The sequence below is a fragment of the Chlorogloea sp. CCALA 695 genome (genome assembly GCF_003003885.1).
GTDB lineage: Bacteria > Cyanobacteriota > Cyanobacteriia > Cyanobacteriales > Chroococcidiopsidaceae > Aliterella.
The window spans coordinates 1-23996 of sequence record NZ_PVWN01000002.1 but is presented as its reverse complement, the minus strand read 5'-3'; the positions used below and the strand labels follow the sequence as shown (position 1 = coordinate 23996).

The following is a 23996-nucleotide window of genomic DNA, read 5'->3' as shown; positions in this document are numbered from 1 at the left end:
GATTAAAAACGATATTTGGATTACTAAAATGGCGGCTGAAGGTATGATTTTGCCTTTTGAGCCACAATTAGTTAGAAAACATCAACATGACTCGGTATTACAGCCTGTAATTAGCTATGGACTTTCATCTTACGGCTACGATATCCGTCTTTCTAGTGCAGAGTTTCGCATCTTTCGCCACATTCCCGGAACCGTAGTAGATCCAAAAAACTTTAATCCTGAAAACTTAGAGCAAACCCAACTACATACAGATAATAATGGCAAATATTTTATTTTGCCTGCTCATTCTTACGGTTTAGGAGTAGCTCTAGAAAAGCTAGAAGTTCCCGCAAATATTACAGTTATATGTATTGGAAAAAGCTCCTATGCAAGATGTGGTATAATTGCAAACTTAACTCCCGCCGAGGCCGCGTGGAGAGGACATTTAACATTAGAATTTTCTAATTCTTCTAGTGCAGATTGTCGAATTTACGCTAATGAAGGTGTAGTACAACTGCTATTTTTAGAAGGAGAACCCTGTGCTACAAGTTACGACGATCGCCAAGGTAAGTATCAAGATCAAGCCGAAGTTGTCACTTTAGCTAGAGTTTGATTTTAAAGCTTTGTCTTGAGTGTATAAAAATTTATTTAGCAAAGCTACTTCTGCTTTTTGTAATTCGCTTCCTAAATACATTGCGTGTCCAACTTGTAAAGCTGGACAATCGGCGGCTATTTGTCTACAAAGCCCCGTTGCAGATTTACCAGAATAACAATTAACAACTGATCCTGTTCCAGGGGTCATGTGTTCCACAATAATTGTGTCATCTTGGACGTTAATTACAAAACTACCAGAAGGATCAGCATAATCTCTTTGCGCTACAAGCTTTTTGTACTGATTTTGAATTAAATTGTCGGCATTTTCCCAGCAATCATCGTAAATATGGGCGCTTTGGCTAATAGTAATTAATGCCCCCATTTGTAAATTATGGTTAGCGCGATCGCAGACTTGATCTAAAATATGTTTTTGCAATGCTCGTAACCCCATCGCATTCGCCACCCAAGCAGAAAACATATCGTTGCTGCGAAACGTAGCAGTTAAAGATAATTCGTTATCTACAACCCTTACCCAAATATGATTGAGACAAGGGGGACTATTATTTGCTTCGCCGTCCTGTACGTCCCATAAAGACATTACTGCTCTAGCGGAATCAATATCGGTGCTTAGTTTATCAATTACTTGCTCTATTTGGTCTAATCCAAAATGCGATCGCAATCTTTGCCCATAAGTATACTTAACTCCGTCTATAGAGGGCGCATCGTCTAGGATTTGGGAGACGTATTGGTTAATAAAAGTGCGATCGCATGGTAGATAATTAGGTTCGGGAAAATAAAACTGTTCTGGTTCATCAGTAACAATTGCAACTAAATCGATTAATTCTTGCCATTGTCCATCGTAGAGAGTAGGTCTGATTGTCCCTGTAGTTTTAATACGGTGAACAATTTTTACCCAAGTTTCGGCAATTGTCCGTCCTTCGATGCGGTGTCCGTAGCGTGTCCCTGGTAAAACTGTCGGTTCTAAAGTAGCTAAATCGTAGGTTAACGGATTACTCCAAGGTTCTATTGGCTCTCTAAGCGCTAATCGCTTTACTTTATTTACAGCATCAGTAATAGTTTTAGCTTCAACCCATTCTATTGATTGGCGTAACTGTTCTAAAACCTCAGAGGGAATTTCTATATCTATATAACCCGTTGCGGTAGAGCGAATTAGCCAGCACTGCTTACCTGTATCTGTAAGTCCTAATTCAAAGCCGTTACGGAAAAAATCAATTAAACACTCCACCGCTCCGGCGTTGCGGTCTTCTTTAGTAGCGTTGATAACTACTAAGTACCGTACAAAGGGATTTGCCAATAAATTGCGAATTAATAGCGAAATACCCCGCGTTGGGCTATAACAAGCTCCTATCCCGGCGTATTCGTAGGGTTGTAAGTGTTTGGCGACGCTCTCTTTTACCGTCCACCCGGTCGCCACTACTGTTTGACCTGTACCGCAAATTATTTGATTTGGTTTGTATAGGGGTTTGTACAGTGTTTCCCTAATTAGCGAAGAAGTCATTTTTGCACCTCAATATATTACGAAATTGCCCTCAGCAAAACTGTATAAGTTTATGTTTCCTTTTATAAAGTAGCGATCGCAGTCTAAATTTTTAGCAAATAATGAGAAAAATATAAATATATGTAATAACGCTTGTGCGATTAACTACATAGTTCATCAGTAATTTACTAAGTTTAATTTTTGATTAAGTTTACGAGCAATCTAGAGATCGAGGCTAGAATATGAAGGAGTTACAAGTGGGGATCATCAAGCTTAGAGGTAAAAGATACAAGAAAAAGTTTTAATCCTCTACCTAAAGTTACACGACAAGCACTCGTACAGGCTTACACAATAAAAACAGGAAGTTACAAATATTGCGGTTGATTCTCATTTAAAAGCTACATATTAAGGTTGATTGGTTAAGTTTTGTAAGTTTTCGTTTTAATTTATTTCTTCTCCGCTCCTCACTAAAGGTACAAAAATGCAAGTAGTTCAAAAAATTCGCTGTCCAAACTGCGGTAGTGAAGGCGAACGCCACTATATCGCCCAAAGCAATATAATTCGGACGCAATGCCCAACTTGTGACTACTTATTGGTTACTTGTTCAGACACTAGCAAAGTCATAGAATCCTATGCGCCAGGAATTGACAGTTGCCGTTTAAACTTGCGTAGTAGTACGAAGTTGTCCGCAAGCAGCGTTAGCCTCCAATCCGCGTGAGTAACGCACGCTAACGGCGATTTGCTGCTGTTGTAGGGTAGTTACAAAAGCTTGAATAGCGCGAGGGGTTGGGCGTTCGTAGTCCGCATCCGCAATGGGGTTGTAGGGAATCAAGTTAACATGGCACTGAAAGCCGCGCAGCAGTTGAGCAAGCTCTGTTGCTTGCCTTGGCGAATCGTTTACCCCCGCTAGCAAGACATACTCAAAACTAATTCGTCGCCCCGTAACTTGCACGTATTCCTTACATTCAGTAATTAAATCGGTCAGCGAATAAGTGTTAGCGCTGGGGATAAGTTCGGCGCGGAGGTTTTGGTTTGAGGCGTGAAGACTGACGGCTAAAGTTACTTGCAACTCGTGTCGAGCGAGTTTGCGAATGCGCGAACGAATGCCAACAGTTGAAAGAGTTATGCAGCGCTGTCCGATACCTACATCCTGATTGAGCAATTCAATAGCTTTTAAAACGTTATCAGTATTTAATAACGGTTCGCCCATGCCCATAAATACTATATGGCTAACGCGGCGTTTAAAATCTTCTTGGACTGTCAAAACTTGGTCAACAATTTCGCCCGATGATAAATTGCGACTAAAACCGCCTTTACCCGTAGCACAAAAATCGCAAGCCATCGCACAGCCTACTTGACTCGAAACGCAGACAGTTAGGCGTTTTTCGGTAGGAATACCCACCGTTTCTACAACCTGATTATCGGCTAGTTGCAATAGATATTTTACAGTTTTGTCTGGTGCTTGCGATCGCAAGTGTACTTTCGATCTCCCAATTGGGATATGAGAAACGCTAGAGCGCCATTGTTTAGAAAAAACCGAGATATCGTCAAAACTACGCGCCCCTTTATGGTAAATCCAATCGTGTAATTGTTTGCCACGATAGCCGGGTTGTCCTTGAAGGATTACCCAGTCTGTTAGTTCTTGTAAATTTAAACCTAATAGCGTTGAGTTAGGCTGAATTAGAGTATTAGTGTCAGTTTGTGATTGAGTTTGGCTTTTGCTGCCCATAAAAGTAATTTTGTATATGTAAAAACAGATATATTACGACCTTAACTTATTGCGGAGGAGACAAACAATTTTGACTGGGCGATCGCAAGGGATAATAAATATTTCTGAGGAATTATTATAATGTTGCCGGATATTAGTCAATTACCTTTAGCAATGCAATTTACTTCCCCCGGCGCGGAGTTAGTGCAAATTGGGCCGATAACTATTCGCTGGTATGGTTTACTAATCGCATCGGCGGTATTGATTGGGATAAATCTCTCTCAATATTTAGCAAAACGTCGCCAGGTTGACCCCGATTTGCTGGGAGACTTGATTATCTGGCTAATTATTGGGGCAATTCCCGCCGCACGGTTGTATTACGTTATTTTTGAGTGGTCGAAATACTCCCAACATCCAGAGACAATTATCAGAATTTGGGAAGGTGGGATTGCAATTCATGGGGCAATTATTGGCGGTGCGATCGCGACGCTAGTTTTTGCTAGAGTTAAAAATATTTCATTTTGGCAATTAGCCGATTTAGTAGCACCTTCGTTAATTTTAGGTCAAGCGATCGGGCGCTGGGGCAATTTCTTCAACTCTGAAGCGTTTGGAAGCCCGACTAATTTACCTTGGAAGCTATACATACAGCCACAATATCGCCCCGCTCAATTTGCCGATGTTGCTTATCACCCGACATTTTTATACGAGTCGTTGTGGAATTTAATGGTATTTGGCTTGTTAATGACGCTATTTTTTCGGGGATGGAAAGGAAAGCAACTCAAAACCGGGACATTATTTTTAGTTTATTTGGTTACTTATAGTTTGGGGCGGTTGTGGATTGAAGGTTTGCGTACCGACAGCTTGATGCTGGGATGGTTGCGGATGGCTCAAGTTGTAAGTTTAGTCTGTATTAGTTTAGGATTAGCGGGATTAGCTTGGCTGTACATTTATCAGCGCTCTTTACCGGATGTTGCACCAGTGAGAAAAAAAGAGCGAGAGTTGTCCCAAAGATAAAATTTGCAAAAAAAAAGCTCTAGAGTCAAATCTAGAGCTTAACCAGGGTGCATCTACCATTTATTACTTCAAGCGCAGATAAGTCCGTTCCGCAAAAAAATATAAAATTAGTAAAAGTTTTTTTATGTCGCAGTCAGAGCTTCTACACTCAACGCCAACTATTCCTTTAGCACCAGCAGTTTACCTCGTAGGCGCGGGGCCCGGCGACCCCGATTTGCTTACCGTCAAGGCGCAAAAACTTTTAGCTCAAGCTGATGTAATTTTATTTGCTGATTCTTTAGTACCCAAACAAGTATTGCAATGGTGTCGCCCCGATGCGGAGATTATTCGCACGGCTAATAAGACTTTAGAGGAAATTTTGCCTTTAATGGTGGAAAGAGTGCGATCGCATAAATCAGTAATTCGCCTCCAATCGGGAGATCCTAGCCTCTACAGCGCCATTCACGAGCAAATGCAAGCCTTAGCCGCCGCCGATATTCCTTTTGAAGTTATCCCCGGAATTAGCGCCTTTCAAGCCGCCGCCGCCAAACTGAAAATAGAATTAACTGTTCCGGGAGTAGTACAGACAATTATTCTTAGTCGCATTAGCGGACGCACCCAAGTACCCGCCACGGAAGAATTAGCCTCTTTAGCCGCCCATAAAGCTAGTTTGTGTCTGTATTTGAGCGCTCGTCATATAGATAATGCCCAAGCTCAACTATTAGAACACTACACCCCCGAAACCCCCGTAGCTATTTGTTTTCGCTTGGGTTGGGTAGATGAAAAGATTTTAGTGGTACCCCTTGACAAAATGGCAGAAGTTACCCAAAAAGAAAATTTAATTCGCACAACATTGTATGTAATTAGTCCGGCGTTGCAAAATATGGGAGAAGTGCGAAGTCGTTTATATCATCCCGAACACAACCATTTATTTCGCCCACAGAACTGAATTTGCAATGCGATCGCTTTTACCTGAAAAATTTACCTCTAGAAAGGAGATAAAATTACCAAATATGAATGAAGTGCGATCGCACTTACATCAACTTTTATTCCTTATCTTCATCGTCTCTAGAATCATCGCCTTTGAGTTCTGCTTTAAAACCGCGCAAAGTTTTACCTAACGAACTACCTAATTCGGGAATTTTTTTTGTTCCAAAAATAAAAACTCCGACTATGGCAATTACTCCTACTTCCAGCCATCCTAAACCAAACATATTAAATCCCCTGTAAATTCCTCTAATATCTTCTAGGCTACTTTACTTGTAATCAATGTGCGATTCTCAAAGTTTTTCGTCCAGCCTTTCTAGCTATTTCCCGCTATACGTAGTAGAAATCGCCGAATATTTGAGTAGTCATTGTTTATGCAGGGGGATTATAACTCTTCTATCGCCTAGGTTGTGACTGCAAGCAAGCTTCTACTTTATATAATAGGACTAGCCAAATATGCCCCTGCATTATTCCCTAGGAAAATGAGCAACCATGACATTAAACGTTGAGTACGACATTAAAGAACTTTTTGACAAACTAGAAAATAAATTTGTCCAACTAGAAAATAAATTTGATACTAAGTTTGAAAAGTTAGAAGCCAAAATAGATAAGCTAGAAGATAAGGTAGACAAAATCGGCGAAGATGTCTCCCAATTAAAGACTGATGTTAAAGTTTTAGACCAAAAAGTTGAAGGAATTGATAAACGATTTGACACGCAGGAATTTATAAATCGTGGAGTAGCAATTGGATTATTGGTTGCTTTACTCGGCGGACTTGCTAAACTATTCGGATTTGATGGGATTCATTAACGCAAAAACTCCAAACAAATAATATTTACGTCTGAGTCAGAACAAAGAAAAGTTTTTTGTTAAAGCTGATTACAATCTATATGTTCTGGATTTATACAGGTATTTTATGCCCAGCAAAATATGGCCCTACATTACTTCTGGGATTCCTGATGAGTTATTTGAGCGTTTACCAGGAATTCCCCTCACAAAGCGTGAAACTCGGCTGTTATTAATTGCTCAATTGCGACTGCAAGCTGATTCTGTGTTGTGGGATATTGGCGCAGGGACAGGAACAATCCCCGTAGAAGTTGGGTTACTGTGTCCCCAAGGTAAAATTATCGCCATTGAAAGAGATGAAGAAGTCGCAAACTTAATTCGGCGCAATTGCGAAGTCTTTGAAGTAAAAAATGTTGAAGTCGTTGTTTCTAGCGCCCCCGAATGCTTGTCAGAAATAAAAAATCCTCCCGGAAGAGTTTGCATTGAAGGCGGTCGTCAAGTTAAAGATATTTTAAAAGCTGTATGGAAGTATTTGCCAGTCCAGGGGCGCGTTGTAGCCACCGCTATTAGTTTAGAAACCCTGTATGCAGTTTCTCAAACCTTGTCCGAACTCCAAGCCCGTAATATAGAAGTAGTACAATCGGCGGTTAACCGTTTGGAGACGCGGGGGACGCAACAAACCTTTGCGGCGGTAAATCCAATTTTTATTTTGAGCGGCGAAAAGCTAGACTAAAGCGAATATGAAAGTAAAAGCTCAATGTATGGTTTTCAGTTTTAAGTGAAAGATAAAACTGAGCGGTGCAAGTGTAATAACCATTAGTTACAGCTTTTGAGCTTTAAGTTTTGTCTATTTTTGTCTTTTGCTTATGTCTTGGTCACGACTTATTAGTGGAATTATTGCGATCGCACTGGCTTTAAGTGCTACTCTGCTCGGCGGGTGGTATTTTACCTTAATGTTTTGCGCGATCGTTTATTTGGGTCAGTTAGAATACTTTGATTTGGTACGCGCTACAGGTATAGCACCCGCCGCCAAAACTACTTTAGTTGTTAGTCAATTGCTGCTGATTGTGGCGACATTATCGCCTGATTTAGCCGATGTTGTCATGCCTGTAGCCGGAACATTTATTTGTTTTTACCTGCTATTTCAACCCAAACTTGCCACTATTGCTGATATTTCTACCTCAATTTTAGGGCTATTTTATGGCGGGTATTTGCCGAGTTATTGGGTAAGAATGCGGAGTCTGGATACGGTAAGTAATTTACCTTTGGGTGGCTACTGGGTGGAAGATTGGACAAATCTGCAAGTATTACCTCAAGGTTTAAAAATAACTCTACTAACGTTTTTGTGTATTTGGGCGGCGGATATTGGCGCTTACTTTATCGGCAAATTTTTCGGCAAAACCCGTCTTTCCAATATCAGCCCGAAAAAAACTGTTGAAGGGGCAGTTTTTGGCGTATTTGGTAGCGTAGTTGTCGCCATAACTGGGGCGTGGTATCTAGACTGGTCAAGTTGGCAATGGACGGGTTTAGCCTTGGGTTTAATCATTGGGATCGCAAGTTTGCTTGGCGATTTGACAGAATCAATGATGAAACGTGATGCAGGAGTTAAAGATTCAGGTCAGCTAATCCCCGGTCATGGCGGGATTTTAGACCGTGCAGATAGCTATGTTTTTACGGCTCCTTTGGTTTACTATTTTATAACTCTGCTATTGCCGTTATTACCAAATTAAGGTAGAACGTTAATTTTGCCCCTACAGATAATTTTACCTTGATGCAAGGTTAGTTCCTCAAGCTCCACTTCCGCTCCTAAGTCAACATTGAAACTATCAAGGTTGGTTAAACTGACTCCTGGAATTTCTATTGTTGGCTGACTAATCTCTAATTCTTGATTTGTAGATAATTTTAAACCAGCTTGGAGGATAATCTGTTGGCGATCGCCCATTGTTGCACATAACCTGATTTGACCATCGTTGACTATAATTTTATCCCATTGCACTTGTTTATCAGCAGCTTGGGGAGCTAGTTTTAGGAGTAATTCCGTTAAAGCATTAGATAGTAAAGGCGATCGCAAGGACGCATTAATGTCGGCTTGTTGCAGTTGCAATTTACCCGTTACAGGCACTTTTTCTAACAGCTTCAATGGTTGACCTTTAATAACTTGACCTAAATTAATCAAAATACCTGTAGCATATAGCTGAATTTCTGTTACGTGCAGCCCTTGATAAACCGCATCACTGGCTACTATAGAAACGCCTGGGATATTTCCTGTCAGGATTTGGCGACTTTTTCCTTCTATTTGTACCTTGAGATTAGATACTTGCTGAACTTGGGATCTTAGCCACAACTCAATTGCTGGCGATAGAATATTGCCAATCAGTCGGCTAGGCTTTTTTGTCGGATTATCAGTAATCAAAGCGTTCAATATATTTAAGTGAGGGATTGCAAAATTCCCGTGTAATATCTGTAAATATATAGCGGAAATTAGACCTAACTTAGTATGGAGGAAAGGTTACAAAAAATTCTCTCCCAATGGGGGATTGCTTCTCGTCGTCAAGCAGAGGCGCTAATTGTCGCGGGGAGAGTGCAATGCAATGGCGTAGTAGCAAGTCTGGGCGCAAAAGCCGATCTCGAAACTGATCGAATTTCTGTAGATGGTAAACTCCTTCAGTCTCAGTTTCGCCCTAAACTTATTTACTTACTACTCAACAAACCCAAAGGAGTAGTTTCTACTTGCGACGATCCCCAAGGACGCAAAACAGTTATCGAATTGCTACCAAAAAACCTCCAAATAGGGATGGGAATCCACCCTGTAGGGCGTTTAGATGTTGATTCTACAGGAGCATTGATCCTAACTAATGATGGCGAACTAACAAATAAACTTACTCATCCCCGTCACAGCATCCCGAAAACCTATCATGTTTGGGTAAAAGGTCATCCACCCGAAACCGTTTTACAAAAATGGCGACAGGGGGTTATTTTAGAAGGAAGAAAAACTCGTAATTGCTCTTTACGAATCATTGCCAAAGGTAAGCATTTCGAGCAAACTACTTGTTTAGAGATTGTTTTGAAAGAAGGGAGAAATCGGCAGATTCGGCGAATTGCTGAGATTTTAGGATACCCCGTAATTTCCTTGCATCGTACCGCCATTGGGACGATTGAATTGCAACCGTCAACAGAGGCGCTGTTACCCAAAGGTTGCTATCGTTACCTTAAAGATTCGGAAATTTGCTTTTTGCAAAAGGGTGAATTGGGATCAGGGAAAAACCTTTCCCAGAAGGCTGTGAGCATTGCATCGGTTGAGGAGCCAGATGCTTTTTAGGAGTGGATAAAATGAAGTGGTGTGGGAAAAAACAGAGTGAACCAGTACGTCCAATTGAAGCACAAGCTGAGATATTAAGGTGCATAGGAGATAAACTACGCCAAAAGCGTCTAGAACAAGCTTTATCTATTGAAGAAGTAGCCGCAAAAACCTTAATTCGTCAACATTTATTGGTAGCGATTGAAAAAGGTTTATTAGAGGAGTTGCCAGAGCCAGTATATATCCAAAGGTTTATCAAACAATATGCTCAGGTGCTAGGCTTGGATGAATACGCCTTAGCTAGTAGCTTCCCGACCAACAAAAGTAATCGTACTAATAATAAGCCTGCTTGGAGTTTAATATTACCTGTAATCCAGTTGCGTCCGATTCATTTGTACGTAATGTATATAATTGCGATCGCTCTAGCAGTGAGTACGCTATCGCGCTCTTTAAGTCGTAACGAGGGGCTAACTAACAACCAATTGCCAGAATTGCCCCTAGTTGCCGATAGTACCACCGCACCACCCAAAGGCTCAAGCAATGTAGAGTCTGTTAGCAGTACGCCTAAAATTAACAAACAAATTCAAATTGGCGTTACTTTAAAAGCGCCATCGTGGATTAAAGTAGTAGCCGACGGCAAAATTGCCTTTCAAGGACTTTTACCATCGGGAACTCAGCGCACTTGGGTAGCAAAAGACAATTTAACAGTATTGGCGGGTAATGCTGGCGGAGTATTGCTAACAATTAATCAAAAAGAGTCTAAGCAAATGGGCAATTTAGGCGAAGTTCAAGAGCTAACCTTTGCTGCACCAAGACTTTGAAGCTAGGGGGAGACAAATTTGTCTCCCTAATAATACTACTCTCCCGCAACCATTGGCGATCGCCCGTAAAGCTGAACTAAAGTTTTCAGGCGAAAGCTCAAATCCTCCGTCAAGTCATCGTATTGATAACGCCATTGCCAGTTACCATCGCCAAAACTTGGTACATTCATGCGCGCCTCAGTCCCCAATCCGAGCAAGTCTTGCACAGGAATAATAGCTTGATTGCTTACCGAACTTAAAGCTAGTCGAATCAAATCCCAGTGGATGCCATCAGGACTAATACAACCTAAATAACGTTCCACTGTCGTTTTTTCGTGGTCTGACAGGTCGTTAAACCAACCTACCGTTGTATTATTGTCGTGAGTGCCAGTATAAACAACACAATTGCGCTGGTAGTTAAAAGGCAAATAAGGATTACCAGGATCGGAACCAAAAGCAAAATGCAAAATCTTCATCCCTGGAAACTCAAATTCATCGCGCAACGCCTCTACTTCGGGAGTAATTACCCCCAAATCTTCCGCCATCACAGGCAACTTACCGAGCTTATCATTTAAGACTTTAAACAACGCTGATCCGGGGGCTTCAACCCACTTACCATTCATCGCTGTAGTTTCACCCTGCGGCACTGCCCAGTAAGCCTCGAAGCCCCTAAAATGGTCAATTCTGATGATATCTACATAGTCGAGCATCGCTTGAAATCGCTGCACCCACCATTTAAAATTGGTCGCTTGCAATTGCTCCCAGTTGTAGACAGGATTACCCCACAATTGCCCAGTTTCGCTAAAGTAATCTGGTGGAACTCCTGCCATTTGGGCGGCGTTACCTTGTTCATCTAAGCAAAAATTTTCGGGATTTCCCCATACGTCGGCGCTATCGTGAGCTACATAAATCGGAATATCCCCGACAATTTCAATTCCGCGCATATTGGCGTATTGCTTTAATGTTGACCATTGACGGAAAAATTCAAATTGAGTGTATTTGTAGTAAAAAATTTCCTCTGTAAGTTTGCTCCGCCATTGTTCAACTGCTTCCGGTTGCTTTTTAGCTAATTCTGGCTCCCAAGTATGCCATCCGGCGTTTTGTTTAGCATCTCTAATCGCCATAAATAAAGCATAATCATCCAGCCAGTAAGCTTTAGTTTCGCAAAAGCCGGAAAACTCTTTTTGCTGTACAGGTGCGGCTTTAGTTTTAAAATTCTCGCAGGCTTTTTTTAGTAATGGCATTTTGATATTGATTACCTGCTCAAAATCAACTTTTTGGCTAGGAAAATCGGGCAAATTAGCAAAATCTTCCTCGGCGAGTAATTCTTGTTCTAGCAAAGCTTCGGGGCTAATTAGTAAAGGGTTTCCCGCCATCGCCGAATAAGACATATAAGGCGAATTGCCGTACCCTGTGGGCCCTACAGGTAATACTTGCCAAAATTGCTGATTGCTTTTTGCCAAAAAATCAATAAACTTGTAAGCTTCTAAACCTAAATCGCCAATCCCAAAGCGACCGGGAAAAGAAGTCGGATGAAGTAAAATACCACTGGATCTAGGAAAAGGCATAAGTAAAATTGCGCTCAAAAAGCGATCGCCAAAAATCTATCATGGTACAAACCACTTAGAAACTATCTTAAGACGTGGCAGTGTAAGCTTATTGTAGAAACAACAGTAAAAATATCGATTATGAGCATGACGTTAAAGCCAGAACAAGAACAAGTAATTCAAAACTTGCTGGCAATGGGTAAATTTAATAATGCTGATGAAATTATCGATACTGCATTGCACTTGTTGGCAGAAAATTGTAGTTATCAGCAGTGGACGCAAGAAGTTCGAGAGCTAATAACTGAAGCGCACACAGCATCACAACATACTCCGCCAATTGATGGTGAAACTTTTGTTGCTAGTTTGCTAGAGCGTTTTGAGCAAGCGCCCAAAAATCAAAAATGAACCGTTATGTTATTAATATTGTTGCCAGTCAGGATTTAGCCGCGATATCCGATTATTTTTACACGCATAATATTGAAGCTGGAGAACGCTTTTTACAAGAATTTAGCCGTAAGTGTAAGCAGTTAGCCAATTTTCCGAGCTTAGGTCGAAGTTATGCTGATATTGAACCAGATTTACGGGGAATTCCGCTAGAAAGTTACATTATTTTTTACAGAGTAATTGAGGATGGGATTGAAATTATGCGTGTCGTTAGTGGTAGGCGCGATTTATCTAATTTGTTTCCGCACCCAGAAGATGAGTAAATGATGAATAATTAACTTTTTATTTTAATGACTTACCGCAATCCGGCTCCTACTGTTGATATTATTATCGAACTTGGCGATCGCCCCCACAGACCAATTATCTTAATTGAACGACGTAACGAGCCTTTAGGGTGGGCTATTCCTGGGGGTTTTATTGATTATGGGGAAAGCGCCGAAGTTGCAGCTAAACGCGAAGCCTTAGAAGAAATCGGCTTAGAAATAGAACTAATCGAACAATTCCAGGTATATTCCGATCCTAAACGCGATCCCCGCTCTCACACAATGAGCGTAGTATTTTTAGCCACAGCAACAGGAGTTCCCCAAGCGGGAGACGATGCTAAAAGCTACGGAATATTTGAATCGTGGCGGATTCCTGCTAACTTATGCTTTGACCACGATCGCATTTTAAAAGATTATTGGCATTACAGACATTACGGCATTCGTCCCCGTTTATCTAATTAATTATGAACAAACAAGTTATCAATACAAGCCTTGCACCCGCACCTGTGGGCCCTTACAATCAAGCAATATCTGCAAGCGGACAAATGCTATTTGTTTCTGGGCAAATTCCCCTCAATCCCAGCACTGGCGAACTTGTCGGCGATGGCGATATAACAAAGCAAACTAACCAAGTGCTAACAAATCTTAAAGCTATACTAACCGCCGCCGGGGTAAGTTGCGAAAATGTGGTGAAAACTACAGTATTTTTGGCAGATATGAATGATTTTGCCACTATGAACTCAGTTTATAGCCAATACTTCAATGAAGCTACAGCCCCCGCTCGTGCTTGCGTTCAAGTTTCCCGTTTACCTAAAGATGTATTAGTAGAAATTGATTGTATTGCGGTAATTTAATGGCTGATAAACTTATAAACGCTGCTTTAAGCGATATTTGCCTAATTGCTACCGATATGGACGGGACTTTAACCCAATCGGGGAAATTTACGCCAGCATTACTCCAAGCTTTAACAGATTTAACCGCCGCAAAGATTCAAGTAATAGTTACAACTGGGCGCTCGGCGGGTTGGGTAAGTGGACTTGCGGCTTATTTACCCGTTGCTGGCGTGATCGCCGAAAATGGCGGTTTGTATTACCATAATGGGGAGCAATTACTTACAAGCCTAAGTTCCATAACTGATTTAACTAGCCATAGACAGCAGTTAGAGGAGATTTTTCAAAAACTCAAGCACAAATTTCCTTATATCCAAGAATCCGCCGATAACCGATTTCGCCTGACTGACTGGACGTTTGATGTGCAACCTTTGCAGGTAAAACAATTGCAACAATTAGAACAATTATGCGCTCAATTAGGGTGGGGTTTTACATACAGTAATGTGCAGTGTCATATTAAACCCCTCAGCCAAGACAAAGGCGCAGGATTATTACAAGTTATGCGTCAATACTTTCCGCAATTTACCTTAGAGCAAGTTGTGACTGTAGGTGATAGTCCCAACGACGAAAGCTTATTTAACCCCAGCTACTTTAAGCATTCTGTAGGTGTTGCCAACGTGCGAGACTATGCAAACCAGATGCAGCACCAGCCAACTTACATTACAAGCGCCGCCGAAGGTGAGGGATTTTGCGAGTTAGCCGCCTATCTACTTAAAAATAAACTTAAATCAGCTAATCAAATTGAGCGATAAGTCTAAAATGTTGCAGCCCAAGTTAAATATAGATTAAGTTCACGCCTTTGATAGGTAGCAACATTGGTATATCTAAGGTATTAAATATAAATTGTTTAATTTTCCCGAAGAAATACTTACTTTGCTCGTATAGCAAGCACTTCAACTGTAGGTTCCTAGAAATAATAGCGTTTTTAATTGGATAAACCTACCACTTCCATCGGGGATCGGTTAACCTGAGTGTGAATAGTTAAAGTAACGCCCGTAAAGTGTATTTGCAGATTTGTTTACCTAATTTGGCAACAAATCTAAAGAAAATATAAAAAAGGGTTTACAATAAAACGTGGTGTTTGGAGTAAAACAGTGTTTTTAAGATTAGCACAGCAACACCGACAATTTGTGCAGGATCTGGTAATGAACTTACAAGCTTTAGCCATTGTACTAGAGCGTCGCGGCTACCCAGCATCTTGTTATACCTGTGGCGGTCAAATGAGTAGTGCCTCATTCATGGTTAGCTTAAATGAAAACCATCTGATCCGGTTTTTAGTATCCGATTATGGAATCACCTGGACAGAAATGCGGGATGACCGCGAATTGATGAAGTTAGAAGGAGCAGAGGCAATCAGCCAACTTCAAGAATTGGCAGATTTGGTTAAATACTCCATCGCGCCTTGCGAGGCTCCAACTTTAGTTACTAAAACAATCTGATCGGTGCAGATAAATACAGAGATAATAAGCATATCTACCATAAAATAGCGCTCCTACTAAAGAGCGCTATTTTGTGCCAATAATTTTATCTAATCGCCGTCAAGCTCGTCGATTTCATCGACTTGATCGTCTTCACTAACTACCGCTACAGAGTTAGCAGAAACAACGGCTCCCATTTCTAGTTTTTGGCGTACCTGTTGCTGGACAATTTCGGCAATTTCTGGTTTTTCTTCTAGGTATTTGATCGCATTATCTCGACCTTGAGATATATTTTCGCCGTTGTAGCTATACCAAGCACCTTTACGGACAATCACCCCAGTTTCTTCAGCTAAATCTACGATACAACCTAGAGTAGAAATGCCTTTGCCAAAAATAATGTCAAACTCAGCAATCCGAAATGGTGGAGCGACTTTGTTTTTAGCTACTTTAACTTTGACGCGGTTGCCAAACTCATCGGTACCTTTTTTCAAGGTTTGAATCCGGCGGATATCTAGCCGCACTGAAGCGTAGAACTTTAGCGCATTACCGCCCGTTGTGGTTTCGGGGTTACCATAGGAAACGCCAATTTTTAAACGTAACTGGTTTAAAAAGATTACCGTGCAGCCAGACTTGCCAATATTGCCAGTAATTTTACGTAAAGCTTGACTCATCAACCGAGCTTGCAAGCCCACATGAACATCTCCCATCTCGCCTTCAATTTCTGCGCGGGGAACTAGCGCCGCCACCGAGTCAATAACTACAATATCAACGGCAGCACTTCGCACTAATTGATCGACAATTTCTAAAGCCGATTCTCCGGTATCTGGTTGTGAAACTAGCAAGTTGGCAATGTCTACACCCAAGGCGGCGGCGTAGGTAGGATCGAGAGCGTGTTCAGCATCAACGAAGGCGGCTACACCGCCATTTCTTTGCACTTCCGCTAAGGCATGGAGAGCTAAAGTTGTTTTACCAGAACTTTCTGGGCCATAAATTTCAATTACCCGTCCTTTGGGTAAACCGCCGCCTAGAGCCAAATCTAGGGTGAGCGCGCCACTAGAAATTGTTTCTACTCTCATGCGAGTGGCATCGCCAAGGCGCATAATTGCACCTTTACCAAAGCTACGCTCGATTTGGTTAAGAACTAAAGTTAGGGCTTTTTGCTTGCCAGTGGTGTCTGTTGTTTCTGTTGCCATTCGCGCCTCTAAATAGGGAGGGATATAAAAAATTGTCAGTTGATTCAGCAGTAGTGCAGATATACTATTTTAACTAATTTTTCGCCTCTACGCTTGGTAGGCGATTGGGCGTTAAGTGAAGTAATGTAAAGGCGAGGAGCGGAGATTTTTAGAGCCACTCTCGATTTTGCAGTAGTTTAAGATTAGTGTGTGTAAAGAGCGCGTTATTTCCATGATCCCTTCATCAGATACTGTCCCCGAATTAGCTCCAATTTCTGTAGGCGGAATTACGGCTTACATTCAAGAATTGTTAGAGCAAGACGGACAATTACGCCAAGTTTGGATTACTGGAGAAGTTTCTAGCACCAATCACCACCGCAAAGGACTATTTTTTACCCTCACAGATCCCCAAGACAAAGCCGCAATCAGTTGTGTCGCTTGGCATGGTCAGTTAGAAAAATTAGCCCAAGTTCCTGTAATGGGGGAGCAGGTAATAGTTTTAGGTAGTATTCGGTTGTATCCAGTTCGTGGACAATATCAATTAACGGTGTGGCAAAGTTTGCCTGCGGGATCAGGCTTATTAGCGTTGCGTTATCGGCAGTTGCGCGGATTTTTGGCGGCAGAGGGGTTGTTTGACCTTGAGCGGAAAAAGCCCCTACCCCTGCATCCCCAAACCATCGCTGTAGTTACTTCAGCCTCCGCCGCCGCCTGGGGAGATATGCAAAAAACTTTAGGACAGCGTTACCCAGGTTTGCACGTGTTATTTTCTCCGGCAATTGTCCAAGGAGAACAAGCGCCAGCATCGATTGTTAAAGGCATAGAGCGAGTAGAAAGAGATGGACGGGCAGAGGTACTAATATTAGCTCGTGGTGGCGGTGCAACAGAGGAATTGGCGTGTTTTAATGATGAAAGAGTAGTAAGAGCGATCGCCAACTGTTCAATTCCGGTAATTACTGGCATCGGTCATCAACGGGACGAATCTTTAGCCGATTTGGTCGCCGATGCCTATGCTCATACTCCCACCGCCGCCGCCGAACAAGTTGTACCAGAACTTACTAGCCTTTACGCCGAACATCAAGAACGCTTGCAAGCTTTGCAAAGGGCGGCTAAAAGTCAATTAGATACTGTCCAAAATCGTTTTGGGCGCTTGCAAAGTCGCTTGCAACGTTTGCCTTTAGAGCGCCAAATTCAGCAACAAACACAGCTAATTGGTTGGCAAAAGCAACAGTTAGTCCAAGTAACGCAAAAATGCTTACAAACTGAGACTCTGCGTTGTAAGTTTTTGCAGGAAAAACTTGCAACTTTAGACCCCAAGGAGGTGTTAAAAAGGGGTTATGCGGTAGTGAGAACAGAAAAAGGGGCGATCGCGCGCTCTAGTTCCCAACTAGCCTTGGAGCAAGAGTTACTTGTCCAACTAGGTACTGGTCAAGTTAAAGTTAAAGTAACAGAAATTCTCGATAAATAATGACCGATCCCCGCGCTAAAAAGAAACCAAATTGGAATTATGAGGCGACTGTTGCTAAAGTTGAGAAAATTATCAATCAACTAGAATCCGGGCAATTAGAGCTTGCGGAAGTTTTTACAGAATTTAGTACGGCGGTGGAGTATTTGCGCGAGTGCGAAGCTTTTTTAAATCAAAAGCAGCAGCAAATGACTTTGTTAGTAGAAACTTTGACAGAGCAACCCGATTCTTTTTAAGGTTACTTTGTTATCTAAATATTTTTGGGCATTACCCAGTTCAGAAAATGATACAGACGTTGCATTGCAACGTCTGTAAACAAAATTTCATACTATAAATCGAAATTCAAAAAAATATCTGGCTGTTCGTTGAAAACTCTTTCTGTCGCAGCTAAACCTACATCTCTAGCCAGTAAATCAATGCCATCAATAATCTTAGGAACTTGCTGAGTATCAATTTTAAGACCAGCAAAGCATTCTCGTCTGTATTCTGGTCTTTCCTGAAAACGTTGGATTGCTCTTTTTAGCGGACGCATGACTTCGTAAGCTTTCTCAGCCTTATTCACTGCTGCGAGAGGAATTACAGATTGGAGTCTAAGAACTGCTAAATCAATCAAATCTCTAGAGTCAACACCATCGACCATAAAGCGATCGCTATTTGCCAATAATTTAGATGTAAAACAATCAATTATACTTAAACAAGCAACGGGCGACCAATCTGGATATCGAGGCGAATCCAGTTCAAAGCGCACCTCCGCAATAATTTCCGTTTTGATCGGCTCATCATCGACCAAAACTATCATCCGAATTCCGTATTGGTCAGTAGTACCACGCCCGATTTTGATTTTGCTTAAATCGCGGAATAATCCCTTATAACCGCGATCAAATACAACAGTTCGTAAGTATCCATAACCGGAGGAAGATATTGAAGAAATAAAATCAATATCTTTACTCCAGCGATAGGCGTCAAAGTCGAGTGCTAAAAGGGTTCCGCCTCCAAAGTAAGCAGAACCCTTTTTAAGAATTTCATCATCTAAGCTATTTAAAATAGTCAGGATTTTATTGTGATGAGCCAACTTAAAAGTCATAAAGTGGCTTGTAGCCAAGAATTGTATCGTTTTGCCAGCTTCTGCAAAAACTTTAATTCCTCACCCTCAAGATTATTAAATAGCTGACGGTATGACCAACCCCGTTCGTAGCGACTTAGCATCTGCTCACGAGTAAAGCGATAAACATTATCCGTTTGCCAACAAATTGACTCTAAAAAAGGCAATTTTTCCGGTACTGTAATTACTTCGAGCGTTGGATTAGAAGTCGCCATGACTCTTAAAAGTAGATTTTCTAAATTCATCTACCTTAATAAGATAACTTAATCGAGCGTAAAGCAACCAGTACCAATAGTACATATAGGGGTAAAAGTTGCTTTAATATTTCATCATTCAAACATTGATCGGCTTCTATTCACGGACAAAGTGCGATCGCGCTGCATGATTAGACTGTAATTGTTGTTCTAACTCCACCCAGTTTTTTTGCTCAATTAAATCAATTAACCCATCTAAATTTTGCCGATAGTGTTGCAGACTTCGGAGCAATTCATCGCGGTTGTAATGCGCCATCATTAAGCCTAATTCGGGATTTCCCCCACCTACGCGGCTCGTATCTCGAAAGCCAGAACTAGCAAGGTTTTGGGCTAATGTTAAAACTTCTGGATTAGCTTCACTTTGACAAGCAGCAATTAACGCTCCACTGACAATTACTGGTAAGTGAGAAATCCAACTAACCGCGCGATCGTGAGCTTGAGGAGTGCAGTGATAAATTTTTGCGCTCAGACTCTTGACAATGTTTTCAACTACCGCAACGGCTGCAAGGGGAGTAGATGCAACTGGTGTTAGCACGTAAGGCTTAGATACAAACAAATTGGTTTGCGCGGCTTCAATTCCACATTCAGAGTTTCCCGCCATCGGATGTCCGCCAACAAAGTTTGACCATAAAGGCGTGATAGCTTCTATTACTGGCACTTTAACGGAGCCAACATCGGTTAATACTGTAGATGGATTGAGAACAGGAATTAATTGGTTTACGGTAGGTAAAATCGCCGCTATGGGCGTACAAATAAATATAACTTCCGCCTCTGCAAGGATAGCAAAGTCCATACTTGCCAAATCTACGACACCGCGATCAATTGCTTTTTGACACACTTGTTCGCGCCGACTTACGCCCAAAACCTGATAACCACAAGCGCGTAAATCTAATCCCAAAGAGCCGCCAATTAGTCCTAGTCCCACAATGCCGATATTCATAGATTAAATAAAAACTTAGCTAGTATGATCTTGCCAGGGATAAAGTAGTTTAAGTTGTGGAGTAAATAAATATGGGTTTGCGCGATCGCTTTAGTAAATTAACTGGTGGTACTCGTTTTGTTGTTTCTCGTTTATTTTTGCATCTCGCCGGACAAGAAGTAGCACCAATATTAGGGGTTTTCAATCGTACTGCTAGAGCCGCTATGGATGCTGATGGCGACTTGGAAGTATTGGGAGAGGGGTTAGTTGAAATATGTCAAACTCTGTTGCAATACGATGAATACTGGCTTTCGGCGGCGAACGAAGGGGATGTATTTTGGAGTGAAGGAGACGCGGGAGACTACGTTAATGAACTATTTACTGACTCTGCACAGCGTTACCTCAGCGAACCAGATTTTAGCAACACCCCAACAAATGAGCCTTTGTCTATACCGATAACTCGTAATTTGGTAGTGATGATTACGGCGGCTTTTACTGGAGAAGTACCAGAACTTGAAACCGATCTTTCTAATATCACCGCTCTCAAAGATGGCTTGAAAGCATTGATTAATCTGCATTACCAAGAAAAATTGCAAGCAATTCAAGTACATTTTTCTCCCGCGCAATTGGGAGATGAGTTGACGAACGATCAATTGTTGCAAAATTTTACAGAGTTAATCCCGCTTTAAAGATAAATATAGTAAGTGCGATCGCCTAGCATAATCTTAAACTTTGCATGGTAATTTACACTTATTCGATAAGTTAAAAAACACAGAATTATGGAAGTAGATCCAACCCAACCAGCAATTGAAACTCCTGGAGTCAAGGTAACTATACCTGAACCTCAGACTTTCTCCCCTACCAGTCAATCTATCCAAAAAGGACAATGGATAGTTACTCAGGTTGTAGACTTTTTATCGCAACTATCAGAAAATTTAGGCAGTTTTTTTGGCGAGAATCAATCACTATTAATCAACTTGGGACTGATTTTTGGCGCAATCATTGCGTTTCGAGTCAGTTTAGCGGTGATAGCAGCTATTAATGAGATTCCTTTAGTAGCACCAACCTTTGAATTAGTTGGAATTGGCTATTCTATTTGGTTTATTAGCCGCTATTTGCTCAACACCTCAAATAGGCAAGAGTTGGGTCAAAAAATCCAAGGATTTCTAGACAAGTAGGTTTGATTGTAGAAGATCGCTTTTTAGTTTAATTACTAGATGCGATCGCTTATTTATGCAACTTTAGCAAGAGCGATCGCACTTCTTGTCTAGTTATGGCTAGTAGAATTGTCTTGTGGGAAATTTCACATTACACTAACTGAGTAGGCACGAACTGCTGTATCTACGGTCACAATCGTTAGACTATTTTGTAATGCTTGACAGATAAGCATTCTGTCAAATGGATCGCGGTGTAATAGTGGCAGTTGGCTTAGTTGAATCACGCTACTTTCGTCAAGAGCAAGACTAGCAATTTGATGTAAATCGCGTTGTTTGGGTAAATAAGTGGCGGGATGCTCTGGTAAAGGCAACTTATTCAACTGATACTTGATAATTGCCTCCCAGATAGAAATTACACTTAGATAACCTTCATTTTCTGGATTACGAATAGCATTTTGAATATTTTTTGATAATTGAGGATCGCCACTAATAAACCAAAGAAAAATATGTGTATCTAGCAAAAGCTTCATTTACCCTCAAAGGCTCTAAGCATATCTTCCGGTAAGGGATCGTCAAAATCATCGGGAACGGTAAACTCGCCTGCACATAAACCAAATGGTCGCAATTGATTAGTAATAGCAATAGGTCTAAGTTCAGCGATCGCTTTATCCTGTCTAATAATAACGATGGTTTCACCAGCTTCTACTCGGCGGAGATATTGTAAGGGGTCGCGTTGCAAGTCATCAACAGTAACGTTCATTCGTTAGATTGCCTTAATATACTTGTCTTGTATATATGTTAGAGCGATCGCTTATTTACGTAAGTTTAGCCAGTGCGATCGCACTTCTTCACGGTTTTATGTAGCAGGTGTGGCAGGTAAGAGGCTGATAACATAATCCTTTGAAATGACAGATGCACCACAAATGAGCAAGAATAAAATCCGCAGAGTATCAAGAAAAGCATCCCAATTGTCAGGAGAAACTTTGTAGGGAGAGCAAGCCTTACCTTCATACAGACAGACGGTTATGGATGAGGTTTGAGTTGAATCACTAATGTCAAGACCAATACTAAAGCGCAGATTAGAATTCTCTTCTTGTGCATCCCATTCCATCAGACCACCAATTGAGATAAGCATATAGATTGCGCCTTCTATTGCGGCTATAAATCCAGCCACGAGATCGAAATAAACGGACAAGTCGTCTATTTCAGGAACTGAATATTCATGCTCAACCTTGTTGCGGATGCGGTTTAAATGGACAATCGACCGGGACGGCATCAATTCAAGGCGTTCAAGCGCTTCGAGTTTCTGAGGAAAATTCATGCGCCGACTAATTTGAAGCACATGAAAAAATGTATCAGCTTCGCATTCCACAGCCCGTTTAAGGTGGGAAATACAGTTGATTCTGTTTGCATCAGAGGAATCGGACAATGCAATGTTAGCGTACGCAAGGTAATTTTGTGGCATCAGATCGAATTCTGGAAAGTTTGGACTAATGCCAAAGCCGCCGGAGTGGTCGAGGTCGTTTAAATTAGAGCGAAGAAAATCGACGAACTGTGGGAAGGTCACCTCAATCGGTTGTATTTCATCAGTCGAAGCCATGCTCTCTTTTTTTTCCATATGATTGTTTACTATAATAAAACTTTCCGTATAATTTTTTAGAAAAGTAGAATATATAAGCATCTTAGTCATTTTTAGGCATCATATGTGGAATCCCCATAGCATCCATAATTCGGAGATGCTACAGAATTTTTGCGTATAATACTTTTTACAGAGTGAATGCAAAGAAAACATCTGTAGCAAAGCTTAAAGTATTCAGACATCGCGCATTGAGCCAATTTAGACTATGCAAAGCGATCGCAAAGATTGCCTAAACCCCACCTTCCAATTCCTCAACGTCATCTAACGTTAGCGGTGCTTGGTTACTATGCCGAACATACAACGCATAAACCGTAGCATCTCGAATTGTAAAAAGCACTCGGTATACATTTTTGGCTCTCCCATAAAGGAGTTGTCGTACTTCTTCTGAAAAAATCTCATGTTCGACTGCTAAAATACAGCGTTGGGGCTTTTCTTGTAGAGTAGCGATCGCATTCATCAATCCTCGAAACCAACGATCGGCAAATTCAGGATTACGCTCTCGATACCAGCGATAGGCTTGATCGATCTGAGCTTCTGCAATTGGGGTAATCTCAACTTGAAATGCCATATTTTTGTTGCATTTCTTGAACGAAATCCCTAATAGGGCGAGTTTGACCGCGCTCTAGTTCCTCAAAGCCTTGTCCAATACCCGCAATTGTTTCCAAACGAGCTATCAGTTGGCGTAGTTTGACGGGATCGATTTTGCTAGGATCGAGGAAGGTGACAAGAACTTGGGATTCGCTAACATCTTGTGGTAGCTCGGTAAGATGAATTTGCCCATCTTGATAAATTCCTTTGACGGTTTTTAGCATAGGTTGCAGTTAGTGTTGAATCTGTTTTAATTTTAAGCTGATAACCACTATTGCAAGTGCGATTACCCAAGGGGTAGCGCCAGGGGCGATCGCAAGTTGCTCAATTGTCCCTAATCCAAAATACTGCGCCATATCTGCGTCTCTTTGCTAAAGTCCTAAGCAAGACTATTTTTTCAAACCTGCATAAGATTAAAATCAGGCGTTGCATAATTGAAGAATGATATTGAGGGAACAGACCATGCAATGCCCTGACTGTGGATCAACCCGCATTCGG

General features: G+C 41.4%; 33 protein-coding genes. 18 read left to right on the top strand and 15 right to left on the bottom strand.

The annotated features are described in order from the left end of the window. The first annotated feature begins 28 nt into the window (after positions 1-28). Positions 29-592 (top strand): dCTP deaminase, encoded by a 564-nt coding sequence (gene dcd / locus C7B70_RS01540; RefSeq protein ID WP_339376708.1) that lies wholly within the window; start codon positions 29-31, stop codon positions 590-592. Here dcd and C7B70_RS01535 read toward each other — a convergent pair. Together C7B70_RS01535 and rlmN are read right to left on the bottom strand one after the other, a co-directional pair. Further along, positions 578-2092: a thymidylate synthase gene (locus C7B70_RS01535; protein ID WP_106367315.1), complete on the bottom strand. Its 1515-nt coding sequence runs from the start codon at positions 2090-2092 to the stop codon at positions 578-580. The two genes, dcd and C7B70_RS01535, sit on opposite strands and share 15 nt — an antisense overlap. 637 nt (positions 2093-2729) lie before the next feature. After that, positions 2730-3800: a 23S rRNA (adenine(2503)-C(2))-methyltransferase RlmN gene (rlmN, locus tag C7B70_RS01525; protein WP_106367313.1), complete on the bottom strand. Its 1071-nt coding sequence runs from the start codon at positions 3798-3800 to the stop codon at positions 2730-2732. A gap of 120 nt (positions 3801-3920) precedes the next feature. Here rlmN and lgt point away from each other — a divergent pair, with 120 nt between their 5' ends. Together lgt and cobM are read left to right on the top strand one after the other, a co-directional pair. Continuing rightward, positions 3921-4793 carry a prolipoprotein diacylglyceryl transferase gene (gene lgt / locus C7B70_RS01520; RefSeq protein ID WP_106367312.1) on the top strand — a complete coding sequence of 291 codons (873 nt, stop codon included), beginning with the start codon at positions 3921-3923 and terminating at the stop codon, positions 4791-4793. 124 nt (positions 4794-4917) lie between these two features. Next, entirely contained in the window at positions 4918-5721 is an 804-nt protein-coding gene (gene cobM, locus C7B70_RS01515; RefSeq protein ID WP_106367311.1) for a precorrin-4 C(11)-methyltransferase, read from the top strand. 97 nt (positions 5722-5818) lie between these two features. Here the strand turns inward: cobM and tatA are convergent, their stop codons facing one another. Then, positions 5819-5986, bottom strand: a complete 168-nt coding sequence (gene tatA / locus C7B70_RS01510; protein ID WP_106367310.1) for a twin-arginine translocase TatA/TatE family subunit — start codon at positions 5984-5986, stop codon at positions 5819-5821. Positions 5987-6251: 265 nt separating this feature from the next. Between tatA and C7B70_RS01505 the strand changes: the two genes are divergently transcribed. From C7B70_RS01505 to C7B70_RS01495, 3 genes are all read left to right on the top strand, one after another. Next, positions 6252-6569, top strand: a complete 318-nt coding sequence (locus tag C7B70_RS01505; protein ID WP_106367309.1) for a hemolytic enterotoxin — start codon at positions 6252-6254, stop codon at positions 6567-6569. A gap of 106 nt (positions 6570-6675) precedes the next feature. Beyond that, positions 6676-7278 (top strand): precorrin-6Y C5,15-methyltransferase subunit CbiT, encoded by a 603-nt coding sequence (gene cbiT, locus C7B70_RS01500; RefSeq protein WP_106367308.1) that lies wholly within the window; start codon positions 6676-6678, stop codon positions 7276-7278. 133 nt (positions 7279-7411) lie between these two features. Beyond that, entirely contained in the window at positions 7412-8275 is an 864-nt protein-coding gene (locus tag C7B70_RS01495) for a phosphatidate cytidylyltransferase (protein ID WP_106367307.1), read from the top strand. Here C7B70_RS01495 and C7B70_RS01490 read toward each other — a convergent pair. Next, positions 8272-8967: a DUF2993 domain-containing protein gene (locus tag C7B70_RS01490; RefSeq protein WP_233220783.1), complete on the bottom strand. Its 696-nt coding sequence runs from the start codon at positions 8965-8967 to the stop codon at positions 8272-8274. The genes C7B70_RS01495 and C7B70_RS01490 overlap by 4 nt on opposite strands. A 75-nt stretch (positions 8968-9042) precedes the next feature. Between C7B70_RS01490 and C7B70_RS01485 the strand changes: the two genes are divergently transcribed. Together C7B70_RS01485 and C7B70_RS01480 are read left to right on the top strand one after the other, a co-directional pair. Next, the gene (locus C7B70_RS01485; protein WP_106367306.1) at positions 9043-9864 is read left to right on the top strand and encodes a pseudouridine synthase; all 822 of its coding nucleotides are present in this window, start codon (positions 9043-9045) and stop codon (positions 9862-9864) included. An 11-nt stretch (positions 9865-9875) separates the two neighbouring features. Continuing rightward, positions 9876-10664, top strand: a complete 789-nt coding sequence (locus C7B70_RS01480) for a RodZ domain-containing protein (RefSeq protein ID WP_106367481.1) — start codon at positions 9876-9878, stop codon at positions 10662-10664. A 35-nt stretch (positions 10665-10699) separates the two neighbouring features. On the opposite strand, the gene malQ is transcribed toward C7B70_RS01480, so the two are convergent. Further along, entirely contained in the window at positions 10700-12211 is a 1512-nt protein-coding gene (gene malQ, locus C7B70_RS01475; RefSeq protein WP_106367480.1) for a 4-alpha-glucanotransferase, read from the bottom strand. A gap of 120 nt (positions 12212-12331) precedes the next feature. Between malQ and C7B70_RS01470 the strand changes: the two genes are divergently transcribed. The 6 genes from C7B70_RS01470 to C7B70_RS01445 all read left to right on the top strand — a co-directional run bounded on the left by C7B70_RS01470 (position 12332) and on the right by C7B70_RS01445 (position 15226). After that, positions 12332-12595 carry a type II toxin-antitoxin system ParD family antitoxin gene (locus tag C7B70_RS01470; protein WP_106367305.1) on the top strand — a complete coding sequence of 88 codons (264 nt, stop codon included), beginning with the start codon at positions 12332-12334 and terminating at the stop codon, positions 12593-12595. Continuing rightward, the gene (locus C7B70_RS01465) at positions 12592-12897 is read left to right on the top strand and encodes a type II toxin-antitoxin system RelE/ParE family toxin (protein ID WP_106367304.1); all 306 of its coding nucleotides are present in this window, start codon (positions 12592-12594) and stop codon (positions 12895-12897) included. Before C7B70_RS01470 ends, C7B70_RS01465 begins: the two co-directional genes overlap by 4 nt. 27 nt (positions 12898-12924) lie before the next feature. Continuing rightward, a complete protein-coding gene (locus C7B70_RS01460) occupies positions 12925-13359 on the top strand; it encodes an NUDIX hydrolase (RefSeq protein WP_106367303.1) in 435 nt (144 codons plus the stop codon). A gap of 2 nt (positions 13360-13361) precedes the next feature. Continuing rightward, positions 13362-13751, top strand: a complete 390-nt coding sequence (locus C7B70_RS01455) for a RidA family protein (RefSeq protein WP_106367302.1) — start codon at positions 13362-13364, stop codon at positions 13749-13751. Then, positions 13751-14539: an HAD family hydrolase gene (locus tag C7B70_RS01450; RefSeq protein ID WP_106367301.1), complete on the top strand. Its 789-nt coding sequence runs from the start codon at positions 13751-13753 to the stop codon at positions 14537-14539. Before C7B70_RS01455 ends, C7B70_RS01450 begins: the two co-directional genes overlap by 1 nt. 342 nt (positions 14540-14881) lie before the next feature. Then, positions 14882-15226: a DUF1815 family protein gene (locus tag C7B70_RS01445; RefSeq protein WP_106367300.1), complete on the top strand. Its 345-nt coding sequence runs from the start codon at positions 14882-14884 to the stop codon at positions 15224-15226. An 89-nt stretch (positions 15227-15315) separates the two neighbouring features. Here the strand turns inward: C7B70_RS01445 and recA are convergent, their stop codons facing one another. Further along, on the bottom strand, positions 15316-16398 hold the full coding sequence (recA, locus tag C7B70_RS01440; RefSeq protein WP_106367299.1) for a recombinase RecA: 1083 nt from the start codon (positions 16396-16398) through the stop codon (positions 15316-15318). A gap of 211 nt (positions 16399-16609) precedes the next feature. On the opposite strand from recA, the gene xseA reads away from it, so the two are divergent. After that, the gene (gene xseA, locus C7B70_RS01435) at positions 16610-17842 is read left to right on the top strand and encodes an exodeoxyribonuclease VII large subunit (RefSeq protein ID WP_106367298.1); all 1233 of its coding nucleotides are present in this window, start codon (positions 16610-16612) and stop codon (positions 17840-17842) included. Beyond that, positions 17842-18075, top strand: coding sequence for an exodeoxyribonuclease VII small subunit (gene xseB, locus C7B70_RS01430; RefSeq protein ID WP_106367297.1), 234 nt, complete (start codon positions 17842-17844; stop codon positions 18073-18075). The genes xseA and xseB overlap by 1 nt, the downstream gene beginning before the upstream one ends. 92 nt (positions 18076-18167) lie before the next feature. Here xseB and C7B70_RS01425 read toward each other — a convergent pair whose 3' ends face one another. From C7B70_RS01425 to C7B70_RS01415, 3 genes are all read right to left on the bottom strand, one after another. Then, a complete protein-coding gene (locus C7B70_RS01425; protein WP_106367296.1) occupies positions 18168-18923 on the bottom strand; it encodes a nucleotidyl transferase AbiEii/AbiGii toxin family protein in 756 nt (251 codons plus the stop codon). After that, positions 18920-19186, bottom strand: coding sequence for a hypothetical protein (locus tag C7B70_RS01420; protein WP_233220782.1), 267 nt, complete (start codon positions 19184-19186; stop codon positions 18920-18922). Before C7B70_RS01420 ends, C7B70_RS01425 begins: the two co-directional genes overlap by 4 nt. 106 nt (positions 19187-19292) lie before the next feature. Continuing rightward, positions 19293-20135 (bottom strand): prephenate/arogenate dehydrogenase, encoded by an 843-nt coding sequence (locus C7B70_RS01415; RefSeq protein WP_106367295.1) that lies wholly within the window; start codon positions 20133-20135, stop codon positions 19293-19295. Positions 20136-20206: 71 nt separating this feature from the next. Here C7B70_RS01415 and C7B70_RS01410 point away from each other — a divergent pair, with 71 nt between their 5' ends. Next, positions 20207-20803, top strand: a complete 597-nt coding sequence (locus C7B70_RS01410; protein ID WP_199191992.1) for a DUF1517 domain-containing protein — start codon at positions 20207-20209, stop codon at positions 20801-20803. Between the two features lie 90 nt (positions 20804-20893). Continuing rightward, complete coding sequence (locus C7B70_RS01405; protein ID WP_106367294.1) at positions 20894-21292, top strand: CAAD domain-containing protein; 399 nt, start codon at positions 20894-20896, stop codon at positions 21290-21292. Positions 21293-21417: 125 nt separating this feature from the next. On the opposite strand, the gene C7B70_RS01400 is transcribed toward C7B70_RS01405, so the two are convergent. From C7B70_RS01400 to C7B70_RS28220, 6 genes are all read right to left on the bottom strand, one after another. Further along, complete coding sequence (locus tag C7B70_RS01400; protein WP_106367293.1) at positions 21418-21801, bottom strand: type II toxin-antitoxin system VapC family toxin; 384 nt, start codon at positions 21799-21801, stop codon at positions 21418-21420. Beyond that, the gene (locus C7B70_RS01395; RefSeq protein WP_106367292.1) at positions 21798-22031 is read right to left on the bottom strand and encodes a type II toxin-antitoxin system Phd/YefM family antitoxin; all 234 of its coding nucleotides are present in this window, start codon (positions 22029-22031) and stop codon (positions 21798-21800) included. The genes C7B70_RS01400 and C7B70_RS01395 overlap by 4 nt, the downstream gene beginning before the upstream one ends. Positions 22032-22127: 96 nt before the next feature. Beyond that, entirely contained in the window at positions 22128-22889 is a 762-nt protein-coding gene (locus C7B70_RS01390; RefSeq protein WP_146134000.1) for a hypothetical protein, read from the bottom strand. Between the two features lie 250 nt (positions 22890-23139). Continuing rightward, a complete protein-coding gene (locus C7B70_RS01385; protein ID WP_106367290.1) occupies positions 23140-23478 on the bottom strand; it encodes a type II toxin-antitoxin system RelE/ParE family toxin in 339 nt (112 codons plus the stop codon). Beyond that, complete coding sequence (locus C7B70_RS01380) at positions 23462-23722, bottom strand: hypothetical protein (RefSeq protein ID WP_106367289.1); 261 nt, start codon at positions 23720-23722, stop codon at positions 23462-23464. The genes C7B70_RS01385 and C7B70_RS01380 overlap by 17 nt, the downstream gene beginning before the upstream one ends. A 9-nt stretch (positions 23723-23731) precedes the next feature. Beyond that, positions 23732-23854 (bottom strand): hypothetical protein, encoded by a 123-nt coding sequence (locus C7B70_RS28220; protein WP_255409301.1) that lies wholly within the window; start codon positions 23852-23854, stop codon positions 23732-23734. Positions 23855-23996 lie beyond the last annotated feature (142 nt).

Bases quoted from the DNA above. Each gene is read 5' to 3' on its own strand.
- C7B70_RS01535 (WP_106367315.1), bottom strand. From the start codon at position 2,092: ATGACTTCTTCGCTAATTAGGGAAACACTGTACAAACCCCTATACAAA.
- C7B70_RS01415 (WP_106367295.1), bottom strand. From the start codon at position 20,135: ATGAATATCGGCATTGTGGGACTAGGACTAATTGGCGGCTCTTTGGGA.
- C7B70_RS01410 (WP_199191992.1), top strand. From the start codon at position 20,207: ATGGGTTTGCGCGATCGCTTTAGTAAATTAACTGGTGGTACTCGTTTT.
- malQ (WP_106367480.1), bottom strand. From the start codon at position 12,211: ATGCCTTTTCCTAGATCCAGTGGTATTTTACTTCATCCGACTTCTTTT.
- C7B70_RS01395 (WP_106367292.1), bottom strand. From the start codon at position 22,031: ATGAACGTTACTGTTGATGACTTGCAACGCGACCCCTTACAATATCTC.
- dcd (WP_339376708.1), top strand. From the start codon at position 29: ATGGCGGCTGAAGGTATGATTTTGCCTTTTGAGCCACAATTAGTTAGA.
- cbiT (WP_106367308.1), top strand. From the start codon at position 6,676: ATGCCCAGCAAAATATGGCCCTACATTACTTCTGGGATTCCTGATGAG.
- C7B70_RS01455 (WP_106367302.1), top strand. From the start codon at position 13,362: ATGAACAAACAAGTTATCAATACAAGCCTTGCACCCGCACCTGTGGGC.
- C7B70_RS01460 (WP_106367303.1), top strand. From the start codon at position 12,925: ATGACTTACCGCAATCCGGCTCCTACTGTTGATATTATTATCGAACTT.
- C7B70_RS28220 (WP_255409301.1), bottom strand. From the start codon at position 23,854: ATGGCGCAGTATTTTGGATTAGGGACAATTGAGCAACTTGCGATCGCC.
- C7B70_RS01385 (WP_106367290.1), bottom strand. From the start codon at position 23,478: ATGGCATTTCAAGTTGAGATTACCCCAATTGCAGAAGCTCAGATCGAT.
- cobM (WP_106367311.1), top strand. From the start codon at position 4,918: ATGTCGCAGTCAGAGCTTCTACACTCAACGCCAACTATTCCTTTAGCA.
- C7B70_RS01400 (WP_106367293.1), bottom strand. From the start codon at position 21,801: ATGAAGCTTTTGCTAGATACACATATTTTTCTTTGGTTTATTAGTGGC.
- rlmN (WP_106367313.1), bottom strand. From the start codon at position 3,800: ATGGGCAGCAAAAGCCAAACTCAATCACAAACTGACACTAATACTCTA.
- C7B70_RS01425 (WP_106367296.1), bottom strand. From the start codon at position 18,923: ATGACTTTTAAGTTGGCTCATCACAATAAAATCCTGACTATTTTAAAT.
- C7B70_RS01480 (WP_106367481.1), top strand. From the start codon at position 9,876: ATGAAGTGGTGTGGGAAAAAACAGAGTGAACCAGTACGTCCAATTGAA.
- C7B70_RS01485 (WP_106367306.1), top strand. From the start codon at position 9,043: ATGGAGGAAAGGTTACAAAAAATTCTCTCCCAATGGGGGATTGCTTCT.
- C7B70_RS01465 (WP_106367304.1), top strand. From the start codon at position 12,592: ATGAACCGTTATGTTATTAATATTGTTGCCAGTCAGGATTTAGCCGCG.
- C7B70_RS01405 (WP_106367294.1), top strand. From the start codon at position 20,894: ATGGAAGTAGATCCAACCCAACCAGCAATTGAAACTCCTGGAGTCAAG.
- C7B70_RS01495 (WP_106367307.1), top strand. From the start codon at position 7,412: ATGTCTTGGTCACGACTTATTAGTGGAATTATTGCGATCGCACTGGCT.
- xseB (WP_106367297.1), top strand. From the start codon at position 17,842: ATGACCGATCCCCGCGCTAAAAAGAAACCAAATTGGAATTATGAGGCG.
- tatA (WP_106367310.1), bottom strand. From the start codon at position 5,986: ATGTTTGGTTTAGGATGGCTGGAAGTAGGAGTAATTGCCATAGTCGGA.
- lgt (WP_106367312.1), top strand. From the start codon at position 3,921: ATGTTGCCGGATATTAGTCAATTACCTTTAGCAATGCAATTTACTTCC.
- C7B70_RS01380 (WP_106367289.1), bottom strand. From the start codon at position 23,722: ATGCTAAAAACCGTCAAAGGAATTTATCAAGATGGGCAAATTCATCTT.
- C7B70_RS01470 (WP_106367305.1), top strand. From the start codon at position 12,332: ATGAGCATGACGTTAAAGCCAGAACAAGAACAAGTAATTCAAAACTTG.
- C7B70_RS01505 (WP_106367309.1), top strand. From the start codon at position 6,252: ATGACATTAAACGTTGAGTACGACATTAAAGAACTTTTTGACAAACTA.
- recA (WP_106367299.1), bottom strand. From the start codon at position 16,398: ATGGCAACAGAAACAACAGACACCACTGGCAAGCAAAAAGCCCTAACT.
- xseA (WP_106367298.1), top strand. From the start codon at position 16,610: ATGATCCCTTCATCAGATACTGTCCCCGAATTAGCTCCAATTTCTGTA.
- C7B70_RS01450 (WP_106367301.1), top strand. From the start codon at position 13,751: ATGGCTGATAAACTTATAAACGCTGCTTTAAGCGATATTTGCCTAATT.
- C7B70_RS01420 (WP_233220782.1), bottom strand. From the start codon at position 19,186: ATGAATTTAGAAAATCTACTTTTAAGAGTCATGGCGACTTCTAATCCA.
- C7B70_RS01390 (WP_146134000.1), bottom strand. From the start codon at position 22,889: ATGGAAAAAAAAGAGAGCATGGCTTCGACTGATGAAATACAACCGATT.